At 32.6% G+C, this 26,793-nt stretch carries 26 protein-coding genes and 1 other annotated feature; of the genes, 16 read left to right on the forward strand and 10 right to left on the reverse strand.

Annotated elements, in window-relative coordinates:
* The first annotated feature begins 13 nt into the window (after positions 1–13).
* From BEE63_RS10460 to BEE63_RS10500, 9 genes are all read left to right on the forward strand, one after another.
* The gene (locus tag BEE63_RS10460) at positions 14–940 is read left to right on the forward strand and encodes an ABC transporter permease (RefSeq protein WP_066021330.1); all 927 of its coding nucleotides are present in this window, start codon (positions 14–16) and stop codon (positions 938–940) included.
* A gap of 11 nt (positions 941–951) precedes the next feature.
* Complete coding sequence (locus tag BEE63_RS10465) at positions 952–1,974, forward strand: ABC transporter ATP-binding protein (RefSeq protein WP_066021331.1); 1,023 nt, start codon at positions 952–954, stop codon at positions 1,972–1,974.
* Positions 1,961–2,941 (forward strand): ABC transporter ATP-binding protein, encoded by a 981-nt coding sequence (locus BEE63_RS10470; RefSeq protein ID WP_066021332.1) that lies wholly within the window; start codon positions 1,961–1,963, stop codon positions 2,939–2,941. The genes BEE63_RS10465 and BEE63_RS10470 overlap by 14 nt, the downstream gene beginning before the upstream one ends.
* Before the next feature lie 73 nt (positions 2,942–3,014).
* Positions 3,015–4,664 (forward strand): peptide ABC transporter substrate-binding protein, encoded by a 1,650-nt coding sequence (locus BEE63_RS10475; RefSeq protein ID WP_066021333.1) that lies wholly within the window; start codon positions 3,015–3,017, stop codon positions 4,662–4,664.
* 436 nt (positions 4,665–5,100) lie between these two features.
* Positions 5,101–6,795, forward strand: coding sequence for a peptide ABC transporter substrate-binding protein (locus tag BEE63_RS10480; protein ID WP_066021334.1), 1,695 nt, complete (start codon positions 5,101–5,103; stop codon positions 6,793–6,795).
* Between the two features lie 147 nt (positions 6,796–6,942).
* Positions 6,943–7,875, forward strand: a complete 933-nt coding sequence (locus BEE63_RS10485) for an ABC transporter permease (RefSeq protein WP_066021335.1) — start codon at positions 6,943–6,945, stop codon at positions 7,873–7,875.
* A gap of 11 nt (positions 7,876–7,886) precedes the next feature.
* On the forward strand, positions 7,887–8,807 hold the full coding sequence (locus BEE63_RS10490) for an ABC transporter permease (protein ID WP_066021336.1): 921 nt from the start codon (positions 7,887–7,889) through the stop codon (positions 8,805–8,807).
* Between the two features lie 15 nt (positions 8,808–8,822).
* On the forward strand, positions 8,823–9,848 hold the full coding sequence (locus BEE63_RS10495) for an ABC transporter ATP-binding protein (RefSeq protein ID WP_066021337.1): 1,026 nt from the start codon (positions 8,823–8,825) through the stop codon (positions 9,846–9,848).
* Positions 9,841–10,800: an ABC transporter ATP-binding protein gene (locus tag BEE63_RS10500; RefSeq protein ID WP_431732478.1), complete on the forward strand. Its 960-nt coding sequence runs from the start codon at positions 9,841–9,843 to the stop codon at positions 10,798–10,800. The genes BEE63_RS10495 and BEE63_RS10500 overlap by 8 nt, the downstream gene beginning before the upstream one ends.
* 553 nt (positions 10,801–11,353) lie before the next feature.
* Here BEE63_RS10500 and queC read toward each other — a convergent pair.
* From queC to BEE63_RS10535, 7 genes are all read right to left on the reverse strand, one after another.
* A complete protein-coding gene (gene queC / locus BEE63_RS10505; protein WP_066021339.1) occupies positions 11,354–12,022 on the reverse strand; it encodes a 7-cyano-7-deazaguanine synthase QueC in 669 nt (222 codons plus the stop codon).
* Between the two features lie 17 nt (positions 12,023–12,039).
* Positions 12,040–12,627 (reverse strand): GTP cyclohydrolase I FolE, encoded by a 588-nt coding sequence (gene folE, locus BEE63_RS10510; protein WP_066021340.1) that lies wholly within the window; start codon positions 12,625–12,627, stop codon positions 12,040–12,042.
* 4 nt (positions 12,628–12,631) lie between these two features.
* The gene (gene queE, locus BEE63_RS10515) at positions 12,632–13,297 is read right to left on the reverse strand and encodes a putative 7-carboxy-7-deazaguanine synthase QueE (protein WP_066021341.1); all 666 of its coding nucleotides are present in this window, start codon (positions 13,295–13,297) and stop codon (positions 12,632–12,634) included.
* Between the two features lie 3 nt (positions 13,298–13,300).
* Positions 13,301–13,711, reverse strand: a complete 411-nt coding sequence (gene queD / locus BEE63_RS10520; protein ID WP_066021342.1) for a 6-carboxytetrahydropterin synthase QueD — start codon at positions 13,709–13,711, stop codon at positions 13,301–13,303.
* Positions 13,712–13,729: 18 nt separating this feature from the next.
* Positions 13,730–14,506 carry an acyl-CoA dehydratase activase gene (locus BEE63_RS10525; RefSeq protein WP_066021343.1) on the reverse strand — a complete coding sequence of 259 codons (777 nt, stop codon included), beginning with the start codon at positions 14,504–14,506 and terminating at the stop codon, positions 13,730–13,732.
* Complete coding sequence (locus tag BEE63_RS10530; RefSeq protein ID WP_066021344.1) at positions 14,503–15,504, reverse strand: 2-hydroxyacyl-CoA dehydratase family protein; 1,002 nt, start codon at positions 15,502–15,504, stop codon at positions 14,503–14,505. The genes BEE63_RS10525 and BEE63_RS10530 overlap by 4 nt, the downstream gene beginning before the upstream one ends.
* Before the next feature lie 187 nt (positions 15,505–15,691).
* Positions 15,692–15,880 carry a ferredoxin gene (locus BEE63_RS10535; RefSeq protein WP_066021345.1) on the reverse strand — a complete coding sequence of 63 codons (189 nt, stop codon included), beginning with the start codon at positions 15,878–15,880 and terminating at the stop codon, positions 15,692–15,694.
* A gap of 264 nt (positions 15,881–16,144) precedes the next feature.
* On the opposite strand from BEE63_RS10535, the gene BEE63_RS10540 reads away from it, so the two are divergent.
* Genes BEE63_RS10540 through BEE63_RS10550 form a run of 3 tightly spaced genes read left to right on the forward strand, consistent with a single transcriptional unit; the run spans position 16,145 to position 18,388 of the window.
* On the forward strand, positions 16,145–16,951 hold the full coding sequence (locus tag BEE63_RS10540; protein WP_066021346.1) for an ABC transporter substrate-binding protein: 807 nt from the start codon (positions 16,145–16,147) through the stop codon (positions 16,949–16,951).
* 45 nt (positions 16,952–16,996) lie between these two features.
* Positions 16,997–17,644, forward strand: coding sequence for an amino acid ABC transporter permease (locus tag BEE63_RS10545; RefSeq protein ID WP_066021347.1), 648 nt, complete (start codon positions 16,997–16,999; stop codon positions 17,642–17,644).
* 12 nt (positions 17,645–17,656) lie between these two features.
* Positions 17,657–18,388 carry an amino acid ABC transporter ATP-binding protein gene (locus BEE63_RS10550; protein ID WP_066021348.1) on the forward strand — a complete coding sequence of 244 codons (732 nt, stop codon included), beginning with the start codon at positions 17,657–17,659 and terminating at the stop codon, positions 18,386–18,388.
* Positions 18,389–18,469: 81 nt separating this feature from the next.
* Here BEE63_RS10550 and BEE63_RS10555 read toward each other — a convergent pair whose 3' ends face one another.
* Together BEE63_RS10555 and BEE63_RS10560 are read right to left on the reverse strand one after the other, a co-directional pair.
* Positions 18,470–18,991, reverse strand: coding sequence for a tryptophan transporter (locus BEE63_RS10555; RefSeq protein ID WP_081312515.1), 522 nt, complete (start codon positions 18,989–18,991; stop codon positions 18,470–18,472).
* A 150-nt stretch (positions 18,992–19,141) separates the two neighbouring features.
* Positions 19,142–19,383: a binding site (T-box leader), on the reverse strand.
* A gap of 70 nt (positions 19,384–19,453) precedes the next feature.
* Positions 19,454–20,662 (reverse strand): MFS transporter, encoded by a 1,209-nt coding sequence (locus BEE63_RS10560; protein WP_066021350.1) that lies wholly within the window; start codon positions 20,660–20,662, stop codon positions 19,454–19,456.
* Positions 20,663–20,887: 225 nt separating this feature from the next.
* Between BEE63_RS10560 and BEE63_RS10565 the strand changes: the two genes are divergently transcribed.
* Together BEE63_RS10565 and BEE63_RS10570 are read left to right on the forward strand one after the other, a co-directional pair.
* Positions 20,888–22,099 (forward strand): MFS transporter, encoded by a 1,212-nt coding sequence (locus tag BEE63_RS10565; RefSeq protein ID WP_066021351.1) that lies wholly within the window; start codon positions 20,888–20,890, stop codon positions 22,097–22,099.
* 27 nt (positions 22,100–22,126) lie between these two features.
* Positions 22,127–22,564 carry a MarR family winged helix-turn-helix transcriptional regulator gene (locus BEE63_RS10570; protein WP_066021352.1) on the forward strand — a complete coding sequence of 146 codons (438 nt, stop codon included), beginning with the start codon at positions 22,127–22,129 and terminating at the stop codon, positions 22,562–22,564.
* Positions 22,565–22,755: 191 nt separating this feature from the next.
* Here BEE63_RS10570 and BEE63_RS10575 read toward each other — a convergent pair whose 3' ends face one another.
* On the reverse strand, positions 22,756–24,534 hold the full coding sequence (locus tag BEE63_RS10575; RefSeq protein WP_066021353.1) for a right-handed parallel beta-helix repeat-containing protein: 1,779 nt from the start codon (positions 24,532–24,534) through the stop codon (positions 22,756–22,758).
* A gap of 288 nt (positions 24,535–24,822) precedes the next feature.
* On the opposite strand from BEE63_RS10575, the gene aguA reads away from it, so the two are divergent.
* Together aguA and aguB are read left to right on the forward strand one after the other, a co-directional pair.
* Positions 24,823–25,908, forward strand: coding sequence for an agmatine deiminase (aguA, locus tag BEE63_RS10580; protein ID WP_347464728.1), 1,086 nt, complete (start codon positions 24,823–24,825; stop codon positions 25,906–25,908).
* Between the two features lie 24 nt (positions 25,909–25,932).
* Positions 25,933–26,793 carry an N-carbamoylputrescine amidase gene (gene aguB / locus BEE63_RS10585; protein ID WP_066021355.1) on the forward strand — a complete coding sequence of 287 codons (861 nt, stop codon included), beginning with the start codon at positions 25,933–25,935 and terminating at the stop codon, positions 26,791–26,793.

Below are 26,793 nucleotides of genomic sequence, written 5' to 3' on the forward strand. Positions count from 1 at the left end.
AGAGGTGTAAAATATGGAAAATACAAATAAAATAGATAAAGCGTTATTTAAACCTGTAAGTGAAGATAGGAAGAAAACACATGAAAAAGCAAGACCTAGCGTAACATATTGGCAGGACGTTTGGAGAAGATTTAAAGCAAATAAACTTGCTATGGTTGGTCTCATCATTATAATATGTGTTGCAATTTTCTCTATTTTCGGACCGATGGTGTCAAAGTATAATTATTATACTAATGATTATACTATAGAAAACTTATCACCAAGTTCTGCACATATTTTTGGCACAGATAATCTTGGAAGGGATATTCTTACAAGAGTTATGTACGGAGGAAGAATATCTCTTTCTATAGCACTTGTTGCAAGTCTAATAAGTATTGTAGTTGGAATTATTTACGGTGGAATATCAGGATACTGCGGTGGAAATGTTGATAATATAATGATGAGAATAGTTGAAGGAATTTCATCACTTCCACTTATGATTTATATGATTTTAATTATGGTAGTTTTGGGTGCAGGTATGAAAAGTCTTATAATTGCTATAGCATTTACTTACTGGGTTGATATGGCCCGTACAGTAAGAGGCCAAATTTTGCAGTTAAAGCAGGAAGAGTTTGTACTTGCAGCTAGGACTTTAGGAGCATCATCTAGAAGGATACTTTTAAAACACTTACTTCCAAATGCTATGGGACCGATTATAGTTAATATGACTTTGAATATACCTAATGCTATTTTTACAGAAGCATTTTTAAGTTTTGTTGGTCTTGGAATTCCAGCACCACAGGCTTCATGGGGAACACTTTGTTCTAATGCACTTGGTTCGTATCAAATGTTTCCATATCAATTATTATTCCCTGCTTTAGCACTATGTATTACTATGTTTGGTTTTAACTTCTTAGGAGACGGTTTAAGTACTGCCCTTGATCCTAAAATGAAAAAGTAGGAGGATTCAATATGGAAAAATTACTTGAAATAAATAATTTAAATACTTCTTTTTTTACTCATCTTGGAGAAGTAAAGTCTGTAAGAGGAATTTCTTTTGAACTCAACAAAGGTGAAGCTTTAGGAATTGTTGGAGAATCAGGCAGCGGAAAAAGTGTAACCATGATGTCTGTTATGGGATTACTTGATGAAAATGGTAAAATAGTTGATGGTGAAGTTATATTTAATGGCAAAGATTTAGTAAAAGCTTCTGAAAAAGAAATGGAAATAATAAGGGGAAACAAAATAGGAATGATATTTCAGGATCCTATGACATCCTTAAATCCAGTGTTAACTGTAGGTGACCAATTAACTGAAGGCATAAAAAAGCATCTCAAGATGGATAAAAGTGCTGCGTATAAGCATGCAATTGAAATGTTAAAATTAGTTGGTATACCTAGCCCGGAAAAAAGAATGAAACAATATCCTCATGAGTTTTCAGGTGGTATGAGACAAAGAGTTATGATAGCTATGGCTATTTCGTGTAAACCAGAGTTATTAATTGCAGATGAACCTACTACTGCACTTGATGTAACAATACAGGCTCAAATACTTGAACTTATGAAGGAATTAAAGGATAAAACTAATACAGCAATTATACTTATAACTCATGATTTGGGAGTTGTTGCTAATTTGTGCAGTAAAATAAATGTTATGTATGGAGGACTAATTGTAGAAAAAGGCTCAGCAAGAGACATTTTTTATAATGCTAAACATCCATATACATGGGGACTTTTAAAGAGTATTCCAGATCCTACAAAGGATACGAAAGAAAAATTAGTTCCGATTGAAGGATATCCACCAGATCTTTTAAATCCACCAAAGGGATGTCCATTTGCAGCAAGATGTCCATATACAATGGAAGTATGTATGCAAAAACCAGTTCCTGCTTTTAAAATAGGTGAAGGGCATGAAGCTGCATGTTGGTTGAATCACCCAGATGCACCTAAAGTTGATGCGCCCATAGGAAGGAGTAAGGATAATGCCACAAGATAATGTACTACTTGAAATAAAAAATCTAAAAAAATGGTTCCCAGTTAAAAAAGGTTTTTTCGGAGGAAAAGTTAGCAACGTTAAGGCAGTAGATGATGTTTCCTTTTATATAAAAAAGGGTGAAACATTAGGTCTTGTCGGAGAATCAGGCTGTGGTAAAACTACTACTGGAAGAACAATATTAAAACTTTATGAGCCAACTTCAGGTCAAATTATATATAGAGGAAAAGATATTTCTAAATTAACTCCTAAAGAGATGCTTCCTTACAGAAGAAAAATGCAAATGATTTTCCAGGATCCATATGCATCACTTAATTCTAGAATGACTGTAGGAGACATAATTGGAGAATCAATTGACATTCATAATTTGTTAAAAGGAAATGAAAGAAAAGAGAGGATTGAATATCTTCTTAACAGAGTTGGATTAAATGGAGATCATATAAATAGATATCCTCATGAATTTTCTGGCGGTCAAAGACAAAGAATAGGTATAGCTAGAGCTTTAGCTGTAGAACCTGAATTCATAGTGTGCGATGAACCTATTTCAGCACTTGACGTATCAATACAGGCACAGGTTGTAAATATGCTTGAGGAGCTTCAAGATGAGCTTGGACTAACATATTTATTTATTGCACATGATTTATCTATGGTTAAGCATATTTCAACAAGAATAGGAGTTATGTATTTGGGAAGTCTTATAGAAGTAGGAGAAAGTTCAGAACTTTACAATAATCCGCTTCACCCTTACACAAAAGCTCTTTTATCAGCAGTACCAGTTCCAGATCCTGATGAGGCTGCCTCAAGACAGAGAATAATACTAGAAGGAGAAATACCTTCTCCTATAGATCCTCCAGCAGGCTGTAAATTTAGAGGAAGATGCAAGTATGCTAAACCTGAATGTGCAGAAGCTGCACCAAAGATGAAGGATTTAGGCGCCAATCATTTTGTAGCTTGCTACTTATATAAATAACATTTAAATTATTTGATATTTAGTGGTATTAAAACTGCTAATTATATAAAAATTATTCGGGGAGGAATAAAGAATGTTAAAAAGAAAATTAACAAAACTAAGTGCTGTTATATTATCAGCAGCTTTAGTTGGAACTCTTTTAGCTGGTTGCGGTTCATCAAGTAGTTCAACTACTACAGAACAAAAAGTAAGCTACAACCTAGGAGCTGATCCACAAACAATAGATCCAGGTCTAAACAACTCAACTGAGGGCGGTATTGTTATAGAAAACGCTTTTGAAGGTCTTGTTGACTTAGACAAAAATGAAAAAGTTATACCAGGTGTAGCTAAATCATGGGATGTTTCAGCAGATAAGCTTACTTATACTTTCCATTTAAGAAAAGATGCTAAATGGTCAGATGGTAAACCTGTAAAAGCAAAAGATTTTGAATTTGCATGGAAGAGAGCATTAGCTCCTGACACTGCTTCAGATTATGCTTATCAGCTTTTCTATCTTAAGAATGGTGAAGCATACAACGGCGGAAAAGCAAGCAAAGACGATGTAGGAGTTAAAGCAGTAGATGATAATACTCTTAAAGTTGAATTACAGTCACCTACTCCATATTTCTTAGCACTAACTGCATTCCCAACTTACATGCCTTTAAGAGAAGACATCGTTAGTAAAGATAACAAAGGCTGGGCTACTAAAAAAGCTAACTATGTAAGTAATGGACCTTTCTACATGACAGATTGGAAACAAAAATCAACTATGACATTTAAGAAAAATCCAAATTACTGGAATAAGAGTACTGTAAAATTAGATACGCTTACTTATTACATGCTTTCACAAGAAACTAGTGCTACAGCAGCATTTACAAGCGGTCAGGTTGATCTTAACGAGATAATACCTGCTGTTCAGAAACAATCTTTAATAAAGAAAGGTACTGCAAAAGTATATCCTTATTATGGAACTTACTACTTCTGCTTTAATGTAGGAGATAAAGACAGTGCTAATGGAGCTGAAGTAACTAAAGCTCTTAAGAATGAAAAAGTTAGAGAAGCTTTAAATCTTGCTATTGATAGAGAATCAATAGTAAAGGATGTAACAAAAGGTGGAGAAAAGCCTGCAACTTCATTTGTACCAAGTTCAATAACTACAGCTAATGATTCAAAGAAATTTAAGAATAAAGATTACTTACCAAAGAAAGCTGATGTTAAAAAAGCTAAACAGTTATTAGCTGAAGCTGGATATCCAGATGGAAAGGGATTCCCTACACTTCAGATTATGTACAATGAAGGTCAAAACCATCAAGATATAGTTCAGGCAATGCAGGATATGTATAAGAAGAACTTAGGAATAAACGTTACTTTACAGAGTGTTGAAAGAAAAGTTCAACTTGATGATTTAACTAAACAACAATATCAATTCTGCAGAACTGCATGGATAGCAGATTACAATGATCCTATGACATTCTTAGATATGTTTGTAACAGGTGGTGGAAACAATAATCCTGGTTACAGCAATCCTCAGTATGATGCTTTAATCGCAGATGCTAAAGCAACTGCTGATGGAACAAAGAGAACTAAGGATTTACATGATGCTGAAGATTTACTTATGAAGGATTTACCTATAGTTCCTGTTTACGAATATGATTTAGTTGTTGAACAGAAGCCAGAAGTAAAAGGACTTCATGTATCACCACTTGGATATTTGTACTTCAACAGTGTTTATATTCAAAAATAGTTAGAGTTTAAAAACTGCTTCTTAGGAAGCAGTTTTTTTTATTTTATAATGGATTTATAGTGAAAATAAAATTTTATAAATTAAGTTAAATATATTCATAATATCAAAAAACATCATTTTCTTAAAAAATAAAGATAATAAATGATTTATTACTTAAAACTCAAGAATGACAATAATAACATATTAATCTGGCATTTGCAATCGAAAACAAATGTTAATATAATAAAAATATGTTTGGGATAATTAATGTGAAAATGTTTTTAATAAATTTTAAAAATTAATTGGAAGTAATTGTTGCAGCTAGTAATAATATAAGTATTCTATTTATATATTATAAAAAGTCATACTATTTTACAGTTATTATTTGACAATGCATGTAATTTTATGTATAACTGATATATTATAAATAATAAAATAATTTTTGGGGGAAGGCTTAATGAAAAGTAAAAAAATATTATCATTATTATTAGTGTCAGCAGTTATTTCAACAATAACGTTGTCTGGCTGTGGAAGCTCAAGTACAACAGTTAGTTCAGGAGCAGTTGATAAGGAGCAGCATTTAAATATGGAGATTCCTGCATCTGATGTCAAAACTCTTGATCCATCAAAGGGCACTGATGCATATTCTGCATATGTTTTGTCTGAGACCATGGAGGCACTTGCAAGGGAAGAAGTTAAAAATGGTAAGGATGTTTTAGCGCCAGCTGGTGCTAAGAGTTGGACAACATCATCAGATGGTCTTACATGGACTTTTCATTTGAGGGATAATAAATGGTCAGATGGAAAACCAGTTACTGCAGAACAATATGTATATGGACTTAGAAGAAGTGTTGACTCAAAGACGGCTTCAGAATATGCTTATTTATTGATAAACTCAGGAATTAAAAATGCAGATGATATAAATAAGGGCAAAATGTCATCTGATCAATTGGGAGTAAGCGCTCCAGATTCAAAGACTCTTGTAATAAATTTATCACATCCATGCGGGTATTTTGAAAAGTTACTTAATTTCAAGCTTTTTATACCACAGAGAGAGGATATAGTTAAAAAGTCGGGATCAAAATATGGTTCTACAGCAGATTCCTTGATTTATAATGGACCATTTAAAATGACCTCAATGGTTAGTGGCGGTAAAATAGAACTTACTAAAAATGATCAGTACTGGGACAAAAAGAGCGTAAAACTTGATAAGGTAACAATGTACTTTATGGATGATACCAATACAATGTTAAATGCTCTTCAAAGTGGGCAAATTGACACTGCTGATACGCCTCGACCTGAGTGGGTTAAAAGACTTAATAAAACTAAAAAATTTGATGAAATAACTGGAGAAAGTTCAAGTACAGGATACTTATTATTCAATATAAAGGATTCAAATAAATTTATGACAAATGCTAAAATAAGAAAAGCTATCTCTCTGGCACTTAATAGAGAAGATTATCTTAAGACTATAGAATATGGCGTTGGAAAGACTGCATATAGTTGGGTACCAGATGCTGTTGATGTAGGACATACTTCATATAGATCACAGGCAAATGTATCATTAAAAGAAAGTAAGGAAGATCCTAAAGAACTATTTAAAGAGGGATTAAAGGAACTTGGAATGAGCACTGATTTAAGTAAAGTTGTTATTAATGATGAAGAAGCAGGAACGGATGAAAGACATAAAAAAGAGGGAGATTATTTAATAAATACCTTCAAGCAAAAACTTGGAATCACAATAAAGGTTGATTATAAAGAGTGGAAACAATTTTTGCAGGATGAAGAAGATCTAAAATACGAGATGCAAAGTGGGGAGCTTTGGGGAGCAGATTATAATGATCCTATGACATTTTTAGATATGTGGGAAACTGAGGCAGCAAAAACTACAGATGGATATTCAAATAAAGAATATGATAGTTTAATAGAAGCAGCAAAGGTTGAAAAAGATCAATCAAAGAGACTAGATGATTTTAAAAAGGCTGAAGAGATACTTATTAATAAAGATGCAGCGTTTGCTCCAACATTTAGTGAGGGACAAAGTATATTTGTTCGTAAATATGTTAAGGGATATCAAACACCTGTATTTGCACCAAGCAATCCAAGACTTCTTGAAATAAAATATGCTTATATTTCAGGAAAAAATAAATAATTTAAGTTATATATAATTAGATCACTACTAAAATTAATTATTCATGCTTTAAAGTTATAATTTTAAGTGACCATCAATGAAATGAAAATACGGCAGAGAATATCTCATATCTCTGCCGTATAAATATATAATTTAGGAGGAATGAAAATGCTGAAATATACGCTCAAAAGGTTTATATATATGATAATAACCATATGGATAATTATTACTGTAACCTTTGTAATGATGCACTCTATACCTGGCAATCCATTTTCAAGTGCAAAATCATTGCCTAAACAGACAAAAGCCAATTTGAATGCTAAATATGGATTAGATAAATCTTTGACTACACAATATAATTTATTTTTAAAGAATCTTGTTTTCCACGGAAGCTTGGGAGAATCGTATACTTATCCAGGAGTAACTGTTAATAGCATAATAAGAGAAAGAGCACCTGTTTCAGCGGCGCTAGGAGCTGAAGCATTAGTTATTGCTATAGCATTTGGTATAATTTTTGGAATTATAGCTGCATTTAAAAGGAATCATTGGCAGGATTATACTGTAATGATAATTGCAATTTTAGGTATAGCTATACCCTCATTTGTTTTAGCTGCTTTATTACAATATTTTTTGACAGTAAAGATAGAATTACTGCCAACGTCAGGATGGGGAGGAATAAATCATACTATACTTCCAGCTCTCTCATTAAGCTTAGGTATAATGGCTGTTTATGCGAGATATATGAGAAGTAGTTGCATAGATGTTTTAGGACAAGATTATATTATAACAGCACAGGCCAAAGGCGTTTCAAAGGTTCCGCTTATATGGAGACATGTTATAAGAAATGCTATTTTGCCTGCTATTACTATATTAGGTCAGCAGATTGCTAGTGTTGTGACTGGAACTTTTGTTATTGAATCAATCTTTTCTATACCTGGAATTGGGAGGTATTTTGTTACTTCAATATCTAATAGAGATTATTCTATAATACTTGGGACTACTATTTTTTTCGCAATTGTGTACATAGTATCTGTTTATCTGGTGGATATACTATATTGTTTTGTAGATCCAAGAATAAGATTAAGCGGCAGCGGAAAATAGGAGATGAGAGTATGACTAAAATTTCAAGTGAAAAATTTAAAATTATTGGATGTGAGGATAATGATTCTGAAGAGATAGTAAGAAAGAATGTTACATACTGGCAGGACGCGTGGAGACGACTAAAGAAAAATAAAGTTGCTATTGTTTCATTGGCATTACTAATATTAATTATAATTTTAGCTATAGTAGGACCAATTCTAAGGCCTTTTGGAACAAATGATGTAAATAATTCTATTAAAAATATGGATCCTAATTCAGTTCATTGGCTTGGAACAGATGATCTTGGAAGAGATTTATGGGTTAGGCTTTGGATTGGTACGAGAGCATCAATAATAATAGGGGTAATTGGAGCTTTTATAGAACTTATTATAGGGGCTATATATGGTGGGATTTCTGGCTACTTTGGTGGAGCCGTCGATGATATAATGATGCGAATTGTTGAAATATTAAATAGTGTACCATATTTAATATTAGTATTGATAGTTATTATTATATTAAATAGTACAGGAATAATTCCTCTTATCATTGCTATGACGTTAACAGGGTGGGTTAACATGGCGAGAATTGTAAGAGGCCAGGTGCTTGCTGTAAAAGAGCAGGAATATGTACTTGCAGCACGTACCTTGGGTTCTAGTCCATGGACAATAATATCCAAGCACTTACTTCCCAATGTTATTGGTGTAATGATTGTTGATGTTACATTTGCTGTTCCAGGCTATATTTTTGCAGAGGCATTTTTAAGTTATATTGGTTTGGGCGTAAAACCGCCAAGTACTAGCCTTGGAGCTTTGTGTTCTAGCGGTCAAGAAAATCTAGCATTTTATCCATCACAATTGTTCTGGCCTTCACTCATTATATGTCTCATAATGCTTACATTTAATCTTTTAGGTGATGGTCTATCAGAAGCACTTGATCCTAAACAGAGACAGTAGGAGGGAGAACTTATTATGGAAAAAATATTAGAGGTTAAAAATTTAAGGGTATCATACCATACTTATGCTGGAGAAGTTCAGTCTGTAAGAGGTGTGAATTTTCATTTAAATAAAGGTGAAACATTAGCAATAGTTGGTGAATCGGGATGCGGAAAATCTGTTACAGCGAAATCAATAATGAAACTTATAAATTGTCCACCAGGAGAAATAAAAAAGGATTCGGAGATTTTTTTTAGCGGCAAAGAAGTCTTAAAAATGAATGATAAGGAACTCCAGAAGCTTAGAGGTGGAGATATAAGCATGATTTTTCAAGACCCTATGACATCACTAAATCCAACAATGAAGATTGGTGCTCAGATTGCTGAAAGTATTATGATTCATAGAGGATGGAAAAAGAAGCAGGCACTTGAAGAGGCTATAAGAATGCTCAAAATTGTTAATATACCAAATGCCGATAAAAGGGCAAATCAATATCCACATCAATTTTCAGGCGGAATGAGACAAAGAGCTATGATTGCAATAGCTTTATCCTGTAATCCTAAAATTTTAATTGCTGATGAGCCCACAACAGCATTGGATGTTACTATTCAAGCTCAGATAATGGATCTCATGCATGATCTTCAAAAGAAACTTGGGACATCAATAATACTTATAACTCATGATTTGGGAATAGTTGCCGGTTCGGCTCATAGAATTCAGGTAATGTATTCGGGACTAATTGTTGAAAGAGGAACTACTGATGAGATTTTTGAAAATCCAGAGCATCCATATACTTGGGCGCTTCTTCAATCAGTACCTAGATTAGACACTCTAAATAAAAAAGAATTATATTCATTAAATGGAACACCACCAGATTTGCTTAAGCCACCGATAGGATGCCCTTTTGCTGCAAGATGCATTTACTGTATGCAAATTTGTAAGGAAGAAATGCCTGAGGAAACAGAAATAAGTAAGACACATTCGGTTAGCTGTTGGTTAAAGCATCCTATGGCTCCAAAAGTGGAATCACCAATAAAAAGTGAGGTGTATGGCAATGAATGAAGGCGATGTGTTAGTTGAAGTTAAGCATTTAAAAAAGTATTTTAATGTTGGTCATGGAGCTATATTAAAAGCAGTAGATGATGTTAGTTTTAATATTAGAAAAGGTGAGACTTTGGGACTTGTTGGTGAGTCGGGATGTGGTAAAACCACCTGTGGAAGAACCATTTTAGGTTTATATACGGCAACTTCGGGAGAAGTAAACTATAAAGGTAAAAATATATATAGTTTCCGTGGTAAAGATAAAAAAACTTTTTCTAAAGAGGCACAGATGATATTTCAAGACCCTTATGCATCACTAAATCCAAGAATGACTGTAGGAGATATAATTGCAGAGGGCATTGATGCGCATAATTTGTATAAAGGTAAAGATAGAACTAAAAGGATATATGAAATGCTAGATCGTGTTGGGCTTAATAGAGAACATGCATCTAGGTTCCCTCATGAATTTTCAGGAGGACAGAGGCAGAGAATTGGTATAGCAAGAGCTCTTGCTATAAAACCGGAATTTATAGTATGTGATGAGCCTATATCTGCTCTTGATGTTTCAATACAAGCTCAGATAATAAATTTGCTTATAAAATTGCAGAAGGAAATGGGATTTACTTATCTATTTATTGCACATGATCTTGCAATGGTAAAGCATATTTCTGACAGAGTTGGTGTAATGTATTTAGGCACAATGGTTGAATTTGCTAACAGTGGTGATTTATATAGTAAACCTCTGCATCCATATACAAAAGCTTTAATGTCAGCTATACCAATACCAAATCCTAAGCTAGAAAGAAGAAGAAATAGAATAGAGCTTGAAGGGGAGGTACCAAGTCCAATTAATCCTAAACCGGGTTGTAGATTTGCTAGTAGATGTAAAAATGCAAAAGATATTTGCTTTGAAAAACAGCCTGAATTCAAGGAAATTGAAAAAGACCATTTTGTTAGCTGCCACCTTTATTAAAAATAAAGCGAACTAACATTGATTCGTAACATTAAAAAAATTCTATAAATCTTATCCTAACTGAGGTTCGGGTCATAGACCCGTTATCCTCCTTAATTATCAATAGGCATTTTCTATATTATTACTAACAACTTCATATTAGCACTTTGTAAATCGCCCAAGCCTCGTATAATATGGAGAGTGCCCATATTAAGTAAAGAAGGATAATGGGCAAAGTCCAAACCTCGTGTATGATAACATTTATTAGAATTTTTTTAAATTGTTACTTCATCAATGTTAATTTGCTTTTGAAGTAAAACATGGATACCTTTCCTTCGTTTCACTATGGAAAGCTTTTAATTTTAATTTCTTAGATTTTCGGTAGCGTTATCTTAAGAAAATCATCCATAACTTTTGCCACAGGCGAACCCTTCACCTATTAACGAGCCAAGCAAAGTTAATACCCCGCACTTCGGCTTTAGCCGATTATAACTTTTTTCATCTCGTTAGATGACGAAAAACCCCAAACTTGTTTCGCAATATTTATATTTAGTACAAGAGTTATATTTTCATATTATTTGTATAGTTTTTCAAATTCCAAGTATCCATGTTTTCTAAGTTTGCAGGCAGGACATTCTCCGCAGCCATCGCCTTTTATGCCATTATAGCAGGTTAAAGTTTCATTTTTTATTATATCTAAAACTTCCAAATCATCTGCCAATTTCCAAGTTTCAGCTTTGTTTATCCACATTAGAGGTGTTATTAGTACAAACTGATAATCCATAGCTAAGTTTAAAGTTACATTTAGTGATTTTATAAAAACATCCCTACAATCTGGGTAGCCACTAAAATCACTTTGAGATACTCCTGTTATTATATTGTTTATACCCCTTTGTTTTGCAAAAACCGCAGCGAAACTTAAAAATAAAAGATTTCTACCATCAACAAAGGTATTTGGGGTACCCTCTTTTGGAGCATCTTTATCTACTTTTATGTCTGCCCTTGTAAGAGAATTAGGCGCTAGTTGATTTAAGAGTTTTAAGTCAAGTATGTGATGTTCAACCCCGTGTTTTTTGCATATTTCCTTGGCACATTCAAGTTCAAGCTTATGTTTTTGATTGTAATCAAAAGACACAGCTAATACTTCTTTGTATCTTTTTTTTGCCCAGAAAAGACAAGTTGTGCTGTCTTGTCCTCCACTTAATACTACAAGAGCTTTTTCTTTATTTACGCTTATTTCCATATAAAATCATCCTTTCATTATGCTTTATATAAAGCCATAAGTTTATTTACAAGTGAATCATCAGTTTTAAATCTTCCTTTAAGAGTCATAGTGGTAGTTTGTGCTCCTGGCTTTCTAATGCCTCTTGAGGTCATGCAGCCATGTTCACCTTTTATAATTACTGCAATGTCTCCTGAGTTGGTTATCTTTTCCATTATTTCAGCAATATCTTTCCCGATTCGTTCTTGAAGCTGAAGTCTTTTTGAAACCATATCTGCTATTCTAGCTATTTTGCTTAGACCTATAAGCCTTTTATCTGGTATATAAGCTACTGCAACATTCATGTTGTACATAAGAGTCATATGGTGCTCACAGTGGCTGAATATTTCAATGTCTTTTACAAGGACTATATTATCTTCTTCATCTTCTTTTAGGTCTTCTTCAAAGGTTTTATTAAACATATCGGCTATTTCATCGTTAGAGTAGTTCATTCCTTCAAATACTTCTGCATACATTTTAGCTACTCGTTTTGGAGTATCTTTAAGGCCTTCTCTATCAGGGTTATCTCCTAAAGCTATTAGAATTCCTCTTACATGTTTTTCAATTGCTTTTGTATCGATAGACATAAATTTATACACCTCTTTTATTTGAATCCCATATAATTTTGTGGATTTGTATTTGTAAAGTTACATCATTTAGTTTGTTATCCTTCATAAAATTAACTATTGTTTCTGGAGAAATCTTGTGAAAAACAGGACTTAAGTATATATTAGTTTTTCTCAAAAGGCTAAATTTATCTATTATATTTTTTGCATTCTTAAGATCATCTAATGAACTTACTACAAATTTTACAACATCTTTTTTAGTTAAATATTTAAAGTTTGAGGTTTCCATAAAGTTTTCCATGCCGCTCTCTGGAAGCTTATAATCCATGTTAAAGGAAGGTCTGTTTTCATTTAATAGAAAGTTATTAAGACATATGCTGCCGTTGGTTTCTATTTCTACATTCAAAGTGTTATCACTAGCAATAAGTTCTAAAAGTTCATGCATTCCTTTTTGAAGAAGTGGTTCTCCTCCTGTAAGAGTGACATTTTTAATTCCAGTTCCCTTTATATATGAATATATTTCTTCTTGTGTCATGATTTCATACTTTACATTTTCATTATTTGCCCATTTTGTATCACAGTATATGCAGTCTAAATTGCAATGAGCAAATCTTATAAATACTGATAATTGACCTGAACGAAGACCTTCACCGTTTATACTTATAAATTTTTCAACCACTTTGTAATTCATTTTTTATACCTCTTTTGTGTATGAAGCACAGTTATTTGGTGTTTCATATACTGTTACTTTTTTTACATTATAATTAAGCTTAGATATCTCATCATAAAATAATTTTGAAAAGTTTTCTGCTGTTGGTCTAAAATCAAGTTCGATAATTCTAAAACCATCTTCCTTAAGGCAATTAAAAGTAAGAGATCTAAGACTACCTTTTTCTATTATTAAAGCATGATCGTAAAATCTAATAATATCTTTGATACTCATTTTTAAGACTGTGAAATCTTCTACCATGCCATCAATTAATTGACTGGATTGTATTTCAACTTGAACTTTCCATCTGTGACCGTGAATATTTGCACATTTACCTTTATACCCCCTAAGAAAATGTGCACTATCAAAATTGTCTTCTATTTTTAATATATACATAACATTACCCCCATCAAGTTATTCTTTGAACATAGTTTTTAATTTACTGCCGTAAAAACAGCAACCAAGTGCTCCATTAAATTGTGGATTCTTGGGAACAATAATGCTGTCATAATCGTGAGATAAGTATTTTTTTATAGCATAGTTATTTGCAACCCCTCCTGTTAAGATTAAATTTTTTGCCCTAAATTTTGCTAAAAGGGGCTTCATTTTATTGTACATTGAGTAATTTACACCAGCACATAGTCTATCCATTGGAGTTCCCTCGGCTATTTTCCCTATAAGTTCAGATTCAGAAAAGACTGCACATGTTGAATTTAATTTAACTGGATTTTTATAAAATGAACTCATTTCATCAAGTGGAACTTCTAAAACAGTTGCCATATTTTCAAGGTATCTACCGCATGAAGCAGCACATTTTTCGTTTAATTCTAGATCCTTTATAAATTTATTTTCAACACGGGCTACCTTGACATCTTGCCCACCTATATCAAGAAGTACGAAATCATAGAGTTTTGTTTGATACATAGCTCCATAAACGTGAGCCTTAATTTCATTTATGGGTTTAAACATTGATAGGTTAGTATTGTTTTTACCATAACCTGTTGAAACGGCTCTATCAATATCACTTATGTTAAGCTTGCCTAAATCTACTTCAATTTTGTTATTTTTATATGAGCAGTAATTTTTATAAAAATTTATTGTACTTATTTTAAAGTAATCACAAATTTTATTATCTTCCATAAGTGCAAGTTTTACTTCTCTACTTCCAAGATCAATACCTAAAATTCTCAAAAGATTCCCTCCTTAGCATCAAGAAGCATGTCCAAGAAAGCTTCAATTCTTAATTTGGTTCTAGCATCAAGATGGTTTAATTTATCGCCTTCTATGTTTAGTACAGGTATTTTTAAATTTTTCTTTATTACTATGTCTTGAATACCTCTGTAACAAAAGGCTTGTGTATAATGTATGATTCCATCCAGTTTTCTTTCATCAATCTGCTTTTGTATTTCCGTTATCCTAAAATAAACATCATAAGGATAAGTGTAGTCCCAATATTGCTCATATATATTTTGAGCTTTATAAGCTCTTGGAAAGGCAAATTCTCTTTGGACTTCGTTATAAACGATGTGGGCACTAAAGTTTTCAACAAATTCATATATATCAGATGTCATAGGAGGCACACCAATATAGCCGAGACGAAGTACAGAAGGACTTGACTGCCTCTTAGATATAATATGTATTGTTTCATTTATATCATGCTTAAAAAGGCTCATATCATGATTTAAATCACTAAAGGATATTTGCCATATATGATTTTCAAGTGCAGTGGCTTTGTTATCCTTATAAGTTAAGTTATCTATTTTTATTCCGAGTTTGCGTATTTCATTTAATTCGGCTCTTACTTTCTCCACTTCACTCAAGGTAACTCCAAATAAATTCATAAAATTATCAAGTTCACGCCTTACATCAGTTATATTGTGGCTTGATGGATATGAAAATGGATATACTTTTATTCCTTTCATGGAGAGGACTTCTGTCAGAGCTTTTGTATTTGAGCAGTCGCCATCATGTACACCAACTATTTCAGTTATGTTGTTACTAATACAAGCTCCATATATACCTTTTATCCATGCACAAAGACTTCTTGGAAATCCATCTTTTTCAGCTTCATCTATATATTTAGAATAATTTTTAGATCCTACAAATAAGTTATTTAAATCAACAGGAGTGTATCCTGCAGCCAGTAACACTTCAATAGGAACAGTAGTGGTTAAACCTATTTTTTTCATATTTGCCTCCAAATTTTTGTAAAATAAAAAGGGACATAATCCGTCCCCCTAAAACAAAAAAATCTACCTCACCCGGTAGATATGTAACCTGGTTTTGTTTATAGACAGGATGGATTTCGAACTGTCTTATTAATTTTTTATCATAGTAATTTTAATCTTAAATTCTTTAGCAGTCAAGTGTAAAATTTTATCTAACGTTAATTGCATCTACAGGACATGAACTTGCTGCTTCTCTAGCTGACGCCTTTAATTCAAGTGCAATTTCTGCATCAGTAGCAACTGCCTTACCATCGTCATCCATTTTAAATATATCAGGACATACTGCTGGACATGTACCACAGCCGATGCACGTTTCTTTGTCTACATGTGCTTTCATAAATAATCACCTCTAGTTTTATAATAACCAAACAACTTTTTTTCATGCCAGATCTAAAAAAAATTTTTTTGTATAAATATTTATTAGATTGTAATTCGGTCTAATATGTGTTAACATATTGTTAATAAAAACGCGATTATATTAAACAATTGTTTGATATTTAACAATATTGATAATAAAACGATACAAGTCCATTAATATTTATGCATTGACAAATAAAAAAAATTAAAATAAAATTCTATTAATAAGGCAGAGGTGTTTTTTATGTTAAAAAAGGTTTTTTCACTATCAATTGTACTATGCCTAACGGCTTCCATTTTCACAGGATGTGGTTCAGCAGCTTCTACGTCTAATAAGGATGATTCCCTTGATAGGGTTAAAAAGGCAGGCCAAATCGTAATTGGAATAGACGATACTTATCCACCAATGGAATTTAAGGACAAGGCTACAGGTAAAGTTTCTGGCTTTGATATAGATATGGCAAATGCTATAGCTAAGAAACTTGGTGTAAAAACTAAATTTGTTCCTAATTCGTTTGACGGTATTTTTCTTGCTTTAAATTCAAAAAAATTTGATATTGTGCATTCATCTATAAGTATAACGGATGAGAGAAAGAAGACTATGATATTTTCAGACCCATATATATATGGGGGAAATGCAATATTTGTAAAGAAAGATGATAATACAATTAAAAGTGAAAAAGATTTTACAGGTAAAACTATAGGTTGTGAAGTTGGAACTACAGCTCAAGATGTTTTATCTAAGATTTCAGGAATAAAAGAAATTAAAAAATACAATGCTATGACTGATGCATATTTGGATTTACAGAATGGAAGGATAGCAGCGGTTGTAAGTGACCCTATGGTTGGAGATTATTACAATGTTACGGATCCTGGGAAATTTAAGAAACTAAAATCATCTCTTACTAAAGAACCTATAGGTGTTGCATTTAGAAAAAAAGACAAGGCTTTAAGAGATGCTTATAATAAAGCAATAAAGGAACTTAAAGCAGATGGAACATTGTCAAAGTTATCTAAGAAATGGTTTGGCGAAGATGTTTATGCTGAATAATAAAAACTAGCTTGATTAAGCAGCGTTAATTGGAGGAATTTTTTAATGGATATAAGCTCTTTAAATAAAGTAATTCCAGTACTTATTGATGGTACACGTATTACTTTGCTTCTTACTTGTTTTTCAATAGTTATTGGATGTATTATAGGAACTATTATAGCTATGTTTAAAACTTCATCATTTAAAGTGTTAAGGCTAATAGGTAAGTTTTATACATGGATTTTAAGAGGAACACCACTTTTGTTACAATTATATGTTTTTTATTATGGACTTCCAGCTTTAGGCGTTACCCTTACTCCTACACAGGCAGCGATATTGGGGTTAAGCTTAAATTCAGGAGCATATATTGCAGAAATAATAAGAGGAGGAATACTAGCTATTGATAAGGGGCAATTTGAAGCCTCAAAAGCATTAGGGTTAACATATGGTCAGACTATGAGACGAATTATATTACCTCAAGCTATTAGAGTAGTAATTCCACCTTGTGGTAATGAATTCATAGCTATGATAAAAGATACTTCCCTAGTTTCAGTAATTACTATGGAAGAACTTTTAAGAAAGGCTCAACTCTTAGTTTCGGCTTCTGGTGATGCGGTTACTCCATATTTATTTGCAGGAATAATGTATCTTCTAATGACTACTGTATTTACTGGACTATTTTCAAAATTAGAGAAAAAATTATCTGTATACTAAGGAGTGTTTTATATGTTAATGGTAGAAGCCAAAAATTTAACCAAATCTTTTGGTAAGCTGACAGTTTTTAAGGATTTGAATGTTAGCATTTCTAAAGGGGAAGTACTTGTTATAATAGGACCATCTGGTTCAGGTAAGAGTACTCTTTTAAGATGTTTAAATCACCTTGAAGAGCCAGACGGCGGTGAAGTTATTATCGAAGGACAGCCTTTAGATAATAAAAATAGAAAACAGTATAGGGAAACAATAGAAAAGATGGGCATGGTTTTTCAAAATTACAACCTATTCCCACATATGACTGTGCTTCAAAATGTAATGGAAGCCCCAATAACAGTTAAAAAGGAAAACAAAGAAGAAGTACGTAAAAGAGCTGAAAAGTTAATTGAAAAAGTTGGACTTAGTGATAAGCTTGATGTATATCCTTCAAAATTATCAGGAGGTCAAAAGCAGAGGGTTGCTATAGCTAGAGCACTTTGTATGCAACCAGATATAATGCTATTTGACGAACCAACGTCTGCATTAGATCCAGAACTTGTAGGTGAGGTATTAAACGTAATGAAAGAGCTTGCTGAAGAAGGAATGACAATGGCGGTTGTAACTCATGAGATGGGCTTTGCACGTGAAGTTGCTGATAGAGTAATATTCATGGATGGCGGAAAAATAGTGGAGGAGAGTACTCCTGAAGAGATATTCTCTAATCCAAAAGAAGAGAGAACTAAAGCGTTTTTGAATAAAATATTATAGAAAGTATACCCATAGCACATACACCAAGAGTGTTGTACTATGGGTATTATATTTTATATAATCATAATAAAATTTGTTAATTCATTTGGTAGTATGAAACACTACTGCTTTACCACGCTGTACAGCTAAAAATATTATTACAGCTACTATTGTATTTATAATTGTTGCAGGAAGTACGACTGCCATAAATAATGCTTTAAAACTGGCAGGTAATCCTACAATTATCAGTGCTGAGCCTAAAAATACTCCTCCACTTATAACAGTTCCAATTAAAGTTGTTCCTATTATTTGTATTTTATTATTTAATTTATTTCTTAAAGGTTTTAATGCTATAAATATTACGGTTGTAGTAACAATTCTGTCTATTATATTAGGTAATTGCCCTCCTGGGAATGTAGTGGTTGCAGCTGCAAGTAGTCCTGCTATAATACCTGAGCTTATGCATGTTTTGTAGTCATCATTGATTATTATAATTATAAATAACATTGCTAGTGAGAAGTCAGGCTTCATGCCTAAAAATATAGGCGGTGTAATTTGATGTAAAACAACACCTATGGCTAAAAATAAAGAATTAATAACTAGTTTTCTTAAATTCATAATAATGCACTCCTTTTTATAATAAAATCACTGTATTCTTAGTATTCAGATATTTCAGAAAATATATGTTTTAGGTAAATAAATAATTTTACGTTAATTTTAAATGTTGTTTAAGATAAAAAATTATAAATAAAAAAACTCCGCCCTAATTGATAAGATTAGGACGGAGATACTTTCCGTGGTACCACCTAAATTATGTTTAAAAAACATCGCTCTTTTCAAGTACTAGCATACTTTATCCGTTGTAACGTACGGCAAACGTTAACCACTACTCTCCATTTGGATTTCGATTTACTCCTCGAAGGTCCATTCACCACCAATTATTGTACTAGGATCACACCATCCCCAGCTCTCTTAAACTAAATTTTATGGCTACTCTTCCTCGTCAAAGGATTTAATTGAATTATATTTATTGTAACAGTATAATTTTAACTTGTCAATATAGTTTTATAAAATTTTGATACTTTATTATTTATTACAATTTGAAAGGGAATTTTTCTTATTGTATATTGCAAAACATAAAATTCCAAATACTAGCATTAAGGCACTGAAGTTAAAGACCCATTTATATCCAAGTGAAGAAGCAACAACTCCACCAATTAAAGGACCTACACCTTGACCAACATTAGCACCAATAAAAAACGTGCTTGAAGCCAATCCTCTCTTTTCACTTCCCATTATATGAAAACATTCTGCTTGTAGTGCAGGCTGAGCAAATCCTTGTCCAAATGCTTTAAAAATTGCAGCCAAGATTATCATCCAAAGAACATTTCCATGACCTAGAAATAAGGCCTCCATAATGCCGCATAGTAAGGCTGGATATAAAACAGTTGCAAGTCCTTTTTTATCATACAGTTTTCCAGATATGGGTCTTGTAAAAATAAGAAACAATGCATTTACTACAAAATACATTCCAACTCCAGCTATCTTACGCTGTTCACCCATTAAAACCAAAAATGAGGTAACAAGACCATTTCCCATAAAAAAGAGACCGCCGAAAAATGACAATGGTAATACTTCAAATGCTATAATATCTTTTAAATGAATAGAAGGTTTTTTGGTTACAGCATTCTTTTTAGCGACCTTACTCCTGTTAGGTAAAAAGTTCATAAAAATAGCAGCTACTATTATAAGTATTGCTGATACCATAAAGGTTTTAGAAATTCCAAATTTATTTGAAGCTTCTATTCCTATTTCAGGTCCAAAGGCGGTTGCAATAATCTGGCTGATTCCAAGGTATCCTATGCCTTCGCCCATTCTTTCTTTTGGTATAAACTCTATTGCCCAGGCAACGCTAGTAGCACTGGTAATACTAAAACTGGCTCCATGAAGTATTCTAAAGAAAATTACGACTCCAATATTAGGTGCCAAACTATAGCCTAAGGTTGCTATACCATTTATAAAAGTTCCTATTATCATTACATATTTTTTGCTTGTTCTATCAGTAAGTATTCCACCAAATGGTCCAATAAATAATGCGGTAATTGAAAATAGACCTACAATTACACCTGCCATACTTAAGGAAGCTCCCAGGCCTATGGAGTACTTTGACAGCAGCGGATAAACAAGATAAAAGGCTAAAAATGTAAGTGTACTGATTCCTAATAAACTAATAAAATTAATATTCCATAATTTTTTTTCTGTTTTTGTCTCTGAATCTAACTCTATTTCCTTCATTTATAATTTCTCCCATCCTCCATAAATATGTTAGAAGTCTAACAATTTTAACATCTATAGGATATCACAATATAGTTGAATGGTCAACTATATTGTGATATCCTATAAATATATAAAGTTAAATTATGGTTAATTAAAACAATTGGAATGGTGCTATTATCTAAAGGATATTTAAGTGCAATTTAAGCACCAGTTCTGGCTAAATTAAGAAAGGATGAAACTTTAATGAAGGAATCAGAGGAAGTAGAAAAGTTGTGGAACTCTTCATATATTTTAATGCTAATAATAAATGCACTAATTTTTATTGGTTTTACTATGATGACACCAGTATTGCCTAAATATGCAATTAGTTTAGGGGCAACTATGTCGCTTGCAGGTTTAATTGCAGGTGTATTTGCCATTACATCCATTGCTATTCGTCCATTTGCAGGATTTTCAACGGATAAATTTAATAAGAAAAAGTTGTTAATTATTTCAACTATTTTTTTGTCTCTTTCTGCACTAGGTTTAAGAATATCAAATAATATGTATGCACTTTTTTTCTTTAGAATTGTTCAAGGTATATCATTTTCTATGAGCGTTACAGTAAATAATGCCCTTGCTACTAAATATATACCCAAGGATAAAATAGGTGAAGGAATAGGATTTTTAGGGTTAGGCTATATTTTCGCAACGGCAATAAGTCCAAATCTTGGTCTTAAAATTTCATCGGGGTTTGGATTTAAATATGTATTTTATGCATCATGTGTTATTATTATGATTGCAGTATTTCTTATAACTAGAATTCCATATAAGGAGCCAATTAAAGAAACTTCTAGTGCAAGTAAATTTCAGATTAAAATTGATGATTTTTTCGATAAAAGATTAATTATTTTTGCTGTTCTTGCTTGTCTATTTACCTTCATGAATGGGGCTATAGGAAGCTTCTTAGCTTTAATAGGTGATGAGAGACATATATCGAACATTGGTTACTATTTCACAGTAAATGCTATTGTAATTCTCATTATTAGACCTATTTCAGGTAAAGTACTTGATAAAAAGGGCCTAGGAATTATAGCATTTCCGGCCTTTATCTTGGCAATAGTAGCAGCAGTATTACTAGGAAGTTCTAAGTCACTTTGGATGATACTTTTGGCAGCAATTTTTTATGGAATTGGACAGAGTTCACTTTCTCCAGCACTGCAAGCTACATGTGTTAAAAAACTGGGACCTAGCCGAGTAGGGGTCGCAACAAGTACTTATTTTATCGGCTATGACGCTGGACAGGGATTAGGACCGATTATAGGTGGGACAATAGCAGGTAAGTTTGGATTAGCGCCTCTTTTTTATAGCTGTGGAGCTGTACTATTTGCTGGAGTAGTTATATACTATTTGTATTCATTAGGGGCAAGGCATAAAACTTTAAAAAGTAATGAAAATATGAAGAATATTAGTTAGTTTAATGAATGATTATAAGGAGAAATTATGAATAATAAAGCAATAGATTTAATTGGATTAAACGGCTGTTTATATAGATGTGCCCAAACTTATTTTGATAGAGAGCTTAAAAAATTTAATCTTTCAATGGCAACTTATCCATATGTACTTTCATTAAGCAAAAATGAAGGAATAAATCAAAATGAAATAAGTAGAAAGCTTTATGTAGATAAGTCTATGTCTGCTAAATCTATTAAAAAGTTAATAAGTCTTGGATATGTACACAAAAAAGAAGACAAAGAAGATGCGAGGGCATATAAGCTTTACTTAACAGATAAAGCAAAAGACATAATTCCGCAAATACTAGAAGTTAGAGATAGATGGATTGATATTCTGTCACAAGGTAGTGATGATGAAAAAATAGAAACTTCTATAGATTTCTTGTGGAAGGCTTTGGAAAACGGGAAAGATGAGCTGTCAAACTAATAACTACTAAATCATATGCGCTAATGCATATGGTTTAACAATTTCTGAAGAGTATTATAAATAAATTTTGGTATAATAAAAAACGACCTTAAGAATCATTAAATTTCTTAAAGCCGATTTTTTTATTGAACTATTTTAACTTAAGAAGTTAATTGTGTTTCACATTTCACTAGAAGTACAGTTATCTTCTTTTAATAACGTGGAGATACTTTAAAATTATCCCATCTTGATGCATAATTTGTATACATACCAACCCTGCCTGAACTTATGCTGCTATCAGTAGCACTTATAATAGTATTTCCATTAACAGAAACTGATAAGCTGCTTCCGTTACAAGTTAAAGCTAAGTGATGCCAAGTAAGAGTTGGATTAATTTTAGATTGCCATCCAAGGGTAGTCCAATTGCCATTTACGACCTTATAAAGTGCAACACTATTATTACCTAATACTGCTACATAATAATTTTTCATATCAGATGATGCTCTTGCTACCAATCCAACATTATAGTCCCCATTTGTGCCACTAACCATTTTCACGTCAGATTCTACACAATAATTGCTCCAAGAACACTCCCCTGTAAGAGATTTCATGCCAGTTGAAGATTGTCCATATTGTTCATAAGCAGTTTCACCATCTTGAACTTTTTCCCATAAACCTCCTTGAGTATCATAAGTATTATTAGCAAGTCCTTCAAAGTTATCGAATAGCAAATCATAATCATAAGCTCCCATATCTTGATAAGGTGCCTCTCTTAATGTTCCTGAAAAATCATAAGTAGGTACATTGTTATCATTTGATCCAACTCCGGTTGTATTACTATACCCATATACTCTAAAATTGCCTCCATTAGCATTTACGAATTGAGGATTTCCGTACACTCCATGAGCTTCTTCACCTCGGCTTCTAACATAAGAATAAGTTAAACCACCTGTACCTATGTTACCATCTGTTTTCCAATAACAATTATAGTCAAATGAATTATTAAAATAGCTACTATTGGCTATTTCAACGGTTATTATTGATCCGAATGAACCAAATATATTGTTTCTTAAAGTATTATTATATGAATTATCTATAAGATATACATCGCACTCATAGTTATTATAAAAAGTATTATTATACACTTTATTGTCTGTAGCATAATATCCTAAAATAAGACCTTGTCTGTGACTGTTATAAAGTATATTATTATATATGTTACAATTTTTACCTCCGCTTGGTGCACCCCATAATTGTATACAACTTCCTGTTACATCATGAATTTTATTTGCTTCTATAGTCCAATCATGTGCGCCATATCCTATATATATTCCATGATCATTATGGTTATCCTTTATAAGCCCTATGTTATAAATTTGGCAGTTTTTAACATCACAATTATATACATTACCGTTACCTAAAATACCCTCAGCCCCAGCAGTAGAAGCTTTACTATACTCAATGTCATGTGCTTTCAAATTAGTTAAATTAAAATTATGATCTACCGAAGAATTATTTACTCCATTTAACCATACACCTGCACCTTGATATGTGCTAAACTCTATACCGTCAATATTCCAAAAAGATGAATTTTGAAATTCAAATCCATGATCATATGGACTAGAACTGATACTACCTCCACCTATCATAACAACTTTTTCATTATTATAATTTTTTATAGTGTAATAATTATTTGCAGATCCATTATATCCATTTATATTAACTTCTTCTTGATATGTACCTCCTCTTATGCATAGAGTATCTCCTGGATTCAATAGTTTAACACCTGCATTTATCGTTCTTAAAGGTTGATCTATAGTTCCAGAATTAAAATCTGAACCACTGGTTGAGACATAATAAGTTGTTCTTTGAGCTTTTACTGAGATACTTCCACTTAATATACCAATACCTGTTATAAGTAAAAACATAAAAAAAGTCATTGCTGTTTTTTTGAAAAAATTTTTCGTTATAATACTTTTTTTGAATTTCATTTGCAAAACCCCCAATGTATTTTATATTAAAATCATTATACCATATAATACAATAATGTTAAAAAATGTATTAAAAACTATTTAATTCAAGATAATAGTTAACTTTCTCTTTAATTTTTTCATTTTGATACCATTATAGGAGCACTTCTATAAGAATTATTGGTTCTTGAAAAACTATAATAAAATTAATATAAGGGTAATTTAAAAGATAAATATTGATAAACGTCTAATAAATATGCGATAATATTATTATATTGTTAAATACAGGAGGCGATTATTATAGAGATAATCAAAAGCACACCTAAAACTGATGGATATAGAATGCCGGCGGAATACGAACCTCATGAGGGCTGCTTTATGTTATGGCCACAGCGCACAGATAATTGGAGATGTGGAGCAAAGTATGCGCAGAAAGCCTTTGTAGAGGTGGCAGCGGCTATAGCAAGATTTGAAAAAGTTACGGTTTGTGTAAATACGGATCAATATGAAAATGCGGTTAGTATGCTGCCAGAGGAAGTTAGAGTAGTAGAAATGTCAAGTAATGACTCATGGATGAGAGACTGTGGTCCTACTTTTGTCATAAATGATAGGGGAGGCATAAGGGGGATTAATTGGCAGTTTAATGCATGGGGAGGATTGGTAGATGGTTTATATTTTCCTTGGGATAAAGATAATTTGGTAGCCTCAAAAGTGTGCAGACTTGAAAGGATAGATAGTTATAAGTTAGAAAAATTTGTTCTAGAGGGTGGAGCTATTCATGTAGACGGGGAAGGGACTGCATTGGTAGTAGAAGAGTGTCTTTTAAGTAAAGGGCGAAATTCAGATATGACTAAAATAGAGATTGAAGAAAAATTAAAGGAATATCTAAATGTGCAGAAGGTTATATGGCTCCCTAGAGGTATATATTTAGATGAGACCAATGAACATGTTGATAATGTATGTGCTTTTGTTAGACCAGGAGTAGTGGTACTTGCATGGACTGATGATGAGAATGATCCACAATATGCTTTATCAAAGGCCTGCTATAAGGTATTGAGCAGTGAAGTAGATGCAAGAGGAAGACAGATTGAAATACATAAAATGTATTTGCCTAAGCCGATATACATTACTAGAGAAGAGGCAGAAGGAGTAGATAGCTTAACTACAACAATTGAAAGAACTGAGGGAAATAGACTTGCAGCCTCTTATGTTAATTTTTATATTGCAAATGATGGAATTGTAATGCCTATTTTTGGTGATAAAAATGATGAAAAAGCAATAAGTTTACTGGATAAGCTATTTCCTGATAGAGAAATTGTTCCAATATATGCAAGGGAAATATTGCTTGGTGGGGGAAACATACATTGTATTACTCAGCAGCAGCCTAAAAGATAAAGTATAAATATTTGGAGGTGTAAAATGAGATTAGTAAAGGTAGCAGCTACTCAAATGGCTGCATCGTGGGATTTGGAGGAGAATTTAAAAAAAGCTGAAGGTTTGGTAAGAGAGGCAGCAGCATGTGGAGCCAATATAGTGCTTCTTCAAGAATTATTTGAAACTCCTTATTTTTGCCAGCAGGAGAGGTACGAATATCTTAAATTAGCAACAAAACTTGAAGACAATAAAGCTGTTAAGCTATTTAAAAAAGTTGCAAAAGAATTAAAGATAGTATTACCAATAAGTTTTTTTGAAAGAGCAGGAAATGTAACTTTTAATACTGTAGCTATTATAGATGCAGATGGAACAATCCTTGGAAAATACAGAAAAACTCATATACCAGATGGACATTCCTACGAGGAAAAGTTTTATTTTTCACCTGGGGATACGGGATTTAAGGTTTGGGATACAGCTTATGGAAAGATAGGGGTAGGTATTTGCTGGGATCAATGGTTCTCAGAATCCGCTAGGTGTATGGCATTAATGGGTGCTGAAATATTATTTTATCCTACAGCTATAGGATCTGAACCAGTACTTAAGTATGACAGTCAGCCGCACTGGCAAAGGGTAATGCAGGGACATGCAGCCTGTAATATAATGCCACTAGTAGCATCTAATAGAATTGGTACAGAGGTAGATGATACATCTATGACATTTTATGGATCTTCATTTATAGCTGATCCTACTGGTGAAATAGTAGCTCAAGCTGATAGAGAAAGTGAAGGTGTATTAGTGGCTGAGTTTGATTTAGATGCTATTCGTGAAAAAAGGTGGGGATGGGGAATTTTTAGAGACAGGCGACCAGAAATGTATGGGGCGATTATGAAACTAGATGCTCTGTAG

Source organism: Clostridium pasteurianum, from assembly GCF_001705235.1.
Classification (GTDB): Bacteria; Bacillota; Clostridia; order Clostridiales; family Clostridiaceae; genus Clostridium_S; species Clostridium_S pasteurianum_A.

Bases quoted from the DNA above. Each gene is read 5' to 3' on its own strand.
- BEE63_RS10550 (WP_066021348.1), top strand. From the start codon at position 17,657: ATGTTAATGGTAGAAGCCAAAAATTTAACCAAATCTTTTGGTAAGCTG.
- BEE63_RS10460 (WP_066021330.1), top strand. From the start codon at position 14: ATGGAAAATACAAATAAAATAGATAAAGCGTTATTTAAACCTGTAAGT.
- BEE63_RS10475 (WP_066021333.1), top strand. From the start codon at position 3,015: ATGTTAAAAAGAAAATTAACAAAACTAAGTGCTGTTATATTATCAGCA.
- BEE63_RS10495 (WP_066021337.1), top strand. From the start codon at position 8,823: ATGGAAAAAATATTAGAGGTTAAAAATTTAAGGGTATCATACCATACT.
- BEE63_RS10565 (WP_066021351.1), top strand. From the start codon at position 20,888: ATGAAGGAATCAGAGGAAGTAGAAAAGTTGTGGAACTCTTCATATATT.
- BEE63_RS10490 (WP_066021336.1), top strand. From the start codon at position 7,887: ATGACTAAAATTTCAAGTGAAAAATTTAAAATTATTGGATGTGAGGAT.
- BEE63_RS10465 (WP_066021331.1), top strand. From the start codon at position 952: ATGGAAAAATTACTTGAAATAAATAATTTAAATACTTCTTTTTTTACT.
- BEE63_RS10485 (WP_066021335.1), top strand. From the start codon at position 6,943: ATGCTGAAATATACGCTCAAAAGGTTTATATATATGATAATAACCATA.
- BEE63_RS10540 (WP_066021346.1), top strand. From the start codon at position 16,145: ATGTTAAAAAAGGTTTTTTCACTATCAATTGTACTATGCCTAACGGCT.
- queD (WP_066021342.1), bottom strand. From the start codon at position 13,711: ATGTATATATTAAAAATAGAAGACAATTTTGATAGTGCACATTTTCTT.
- BEE63_RS10575 (WP_066021353.1), bottom strand. From the start codon at position 24,534: ATGAAATTCAAAAAAAGTATTATAACGAAAAATTTTTTCAAAAAAACA.
- queE (WP_066021341.1), bottom strand. From the start codon at position 13,297: ATGAATTACAAAGTGGTTGAAAAATTTATAAGTATAAACGGTGAAGGT.
- BEE63_RS10500 (WP_431732478.1), top strand. From the start codon at position 9,841: ATGAATGAAGGCGATGTGTTAGTTGAAGTTAAGCATTTAAAAAAGTAT.
- BEE63_RS10535 (WP_066021345.1), bottom strand. From the start codon at position 15,880: ATGAAAGCACATGTAGACAAAGAAACGTGCATCGGCTGTGGTACATGT.
- queC (WP_066021339.1), bottom strand. From the start codon at position 12,022: ATGGAAATAAGCGTAAATAAAGAAAAAGCTCTTGTAGTATTAAGTGGA.
- BEE63_RS10570 (WP_066021352.1), top strand. From the start codon at position 22,127: ATGAATAATAAAGCAATAGATTTAATTGGATTAAACGGCTGTTTATAT.
- BEE63_RS10560 (WP_066021350.1), bottom strand. From the start codon at position 20,662: ATGAAGGAAATAGAGTTAGATTCAGAGACAAAAACAGAAAAAAAATTA.
- BEE63_RS10480 (WP_066021334.1), top strand. From the start codon at position 5,101: ATGAAAAGTAAAAAAATATTATCATTATTATTAGTGTCAGCAGTTATT.
- BEE63_RS10530 (WP_066021344.1), bottom strand. From the start codon at position 15,504: ATGAAAAAAATAGGTTTAACCACTACTGTTCCTATTGAAGTGTTACTG.
- BEE63_RS10470 (WP_066021332.1), top strand. From the start codon at position 1,961: ATGCCACAAGATAATGTACTACTTGAAATAAAAAATCTAAAAAAATGG.
- aguB (WP_066021355.1), top strand. From the start codon at position 25,933: ATGAGATTAGTAAAGGTAGCAGCTACTCAAATGGCTGCATCGTGGGAT.
- BEE63_RS10545 (WP_066021347.1), top strand. From the start codon at position 16,997: ATGGATATAAGCTCTTTAAATAAAGTAATTCCAGTACTTATTGATGGT.
- folE (WP_066021340.1), bottom strand. From the start codon at position 12,627: ATGTCTATCGATACAAAAGCAATTGAAAAACATGTAAGAGGAATTCTA.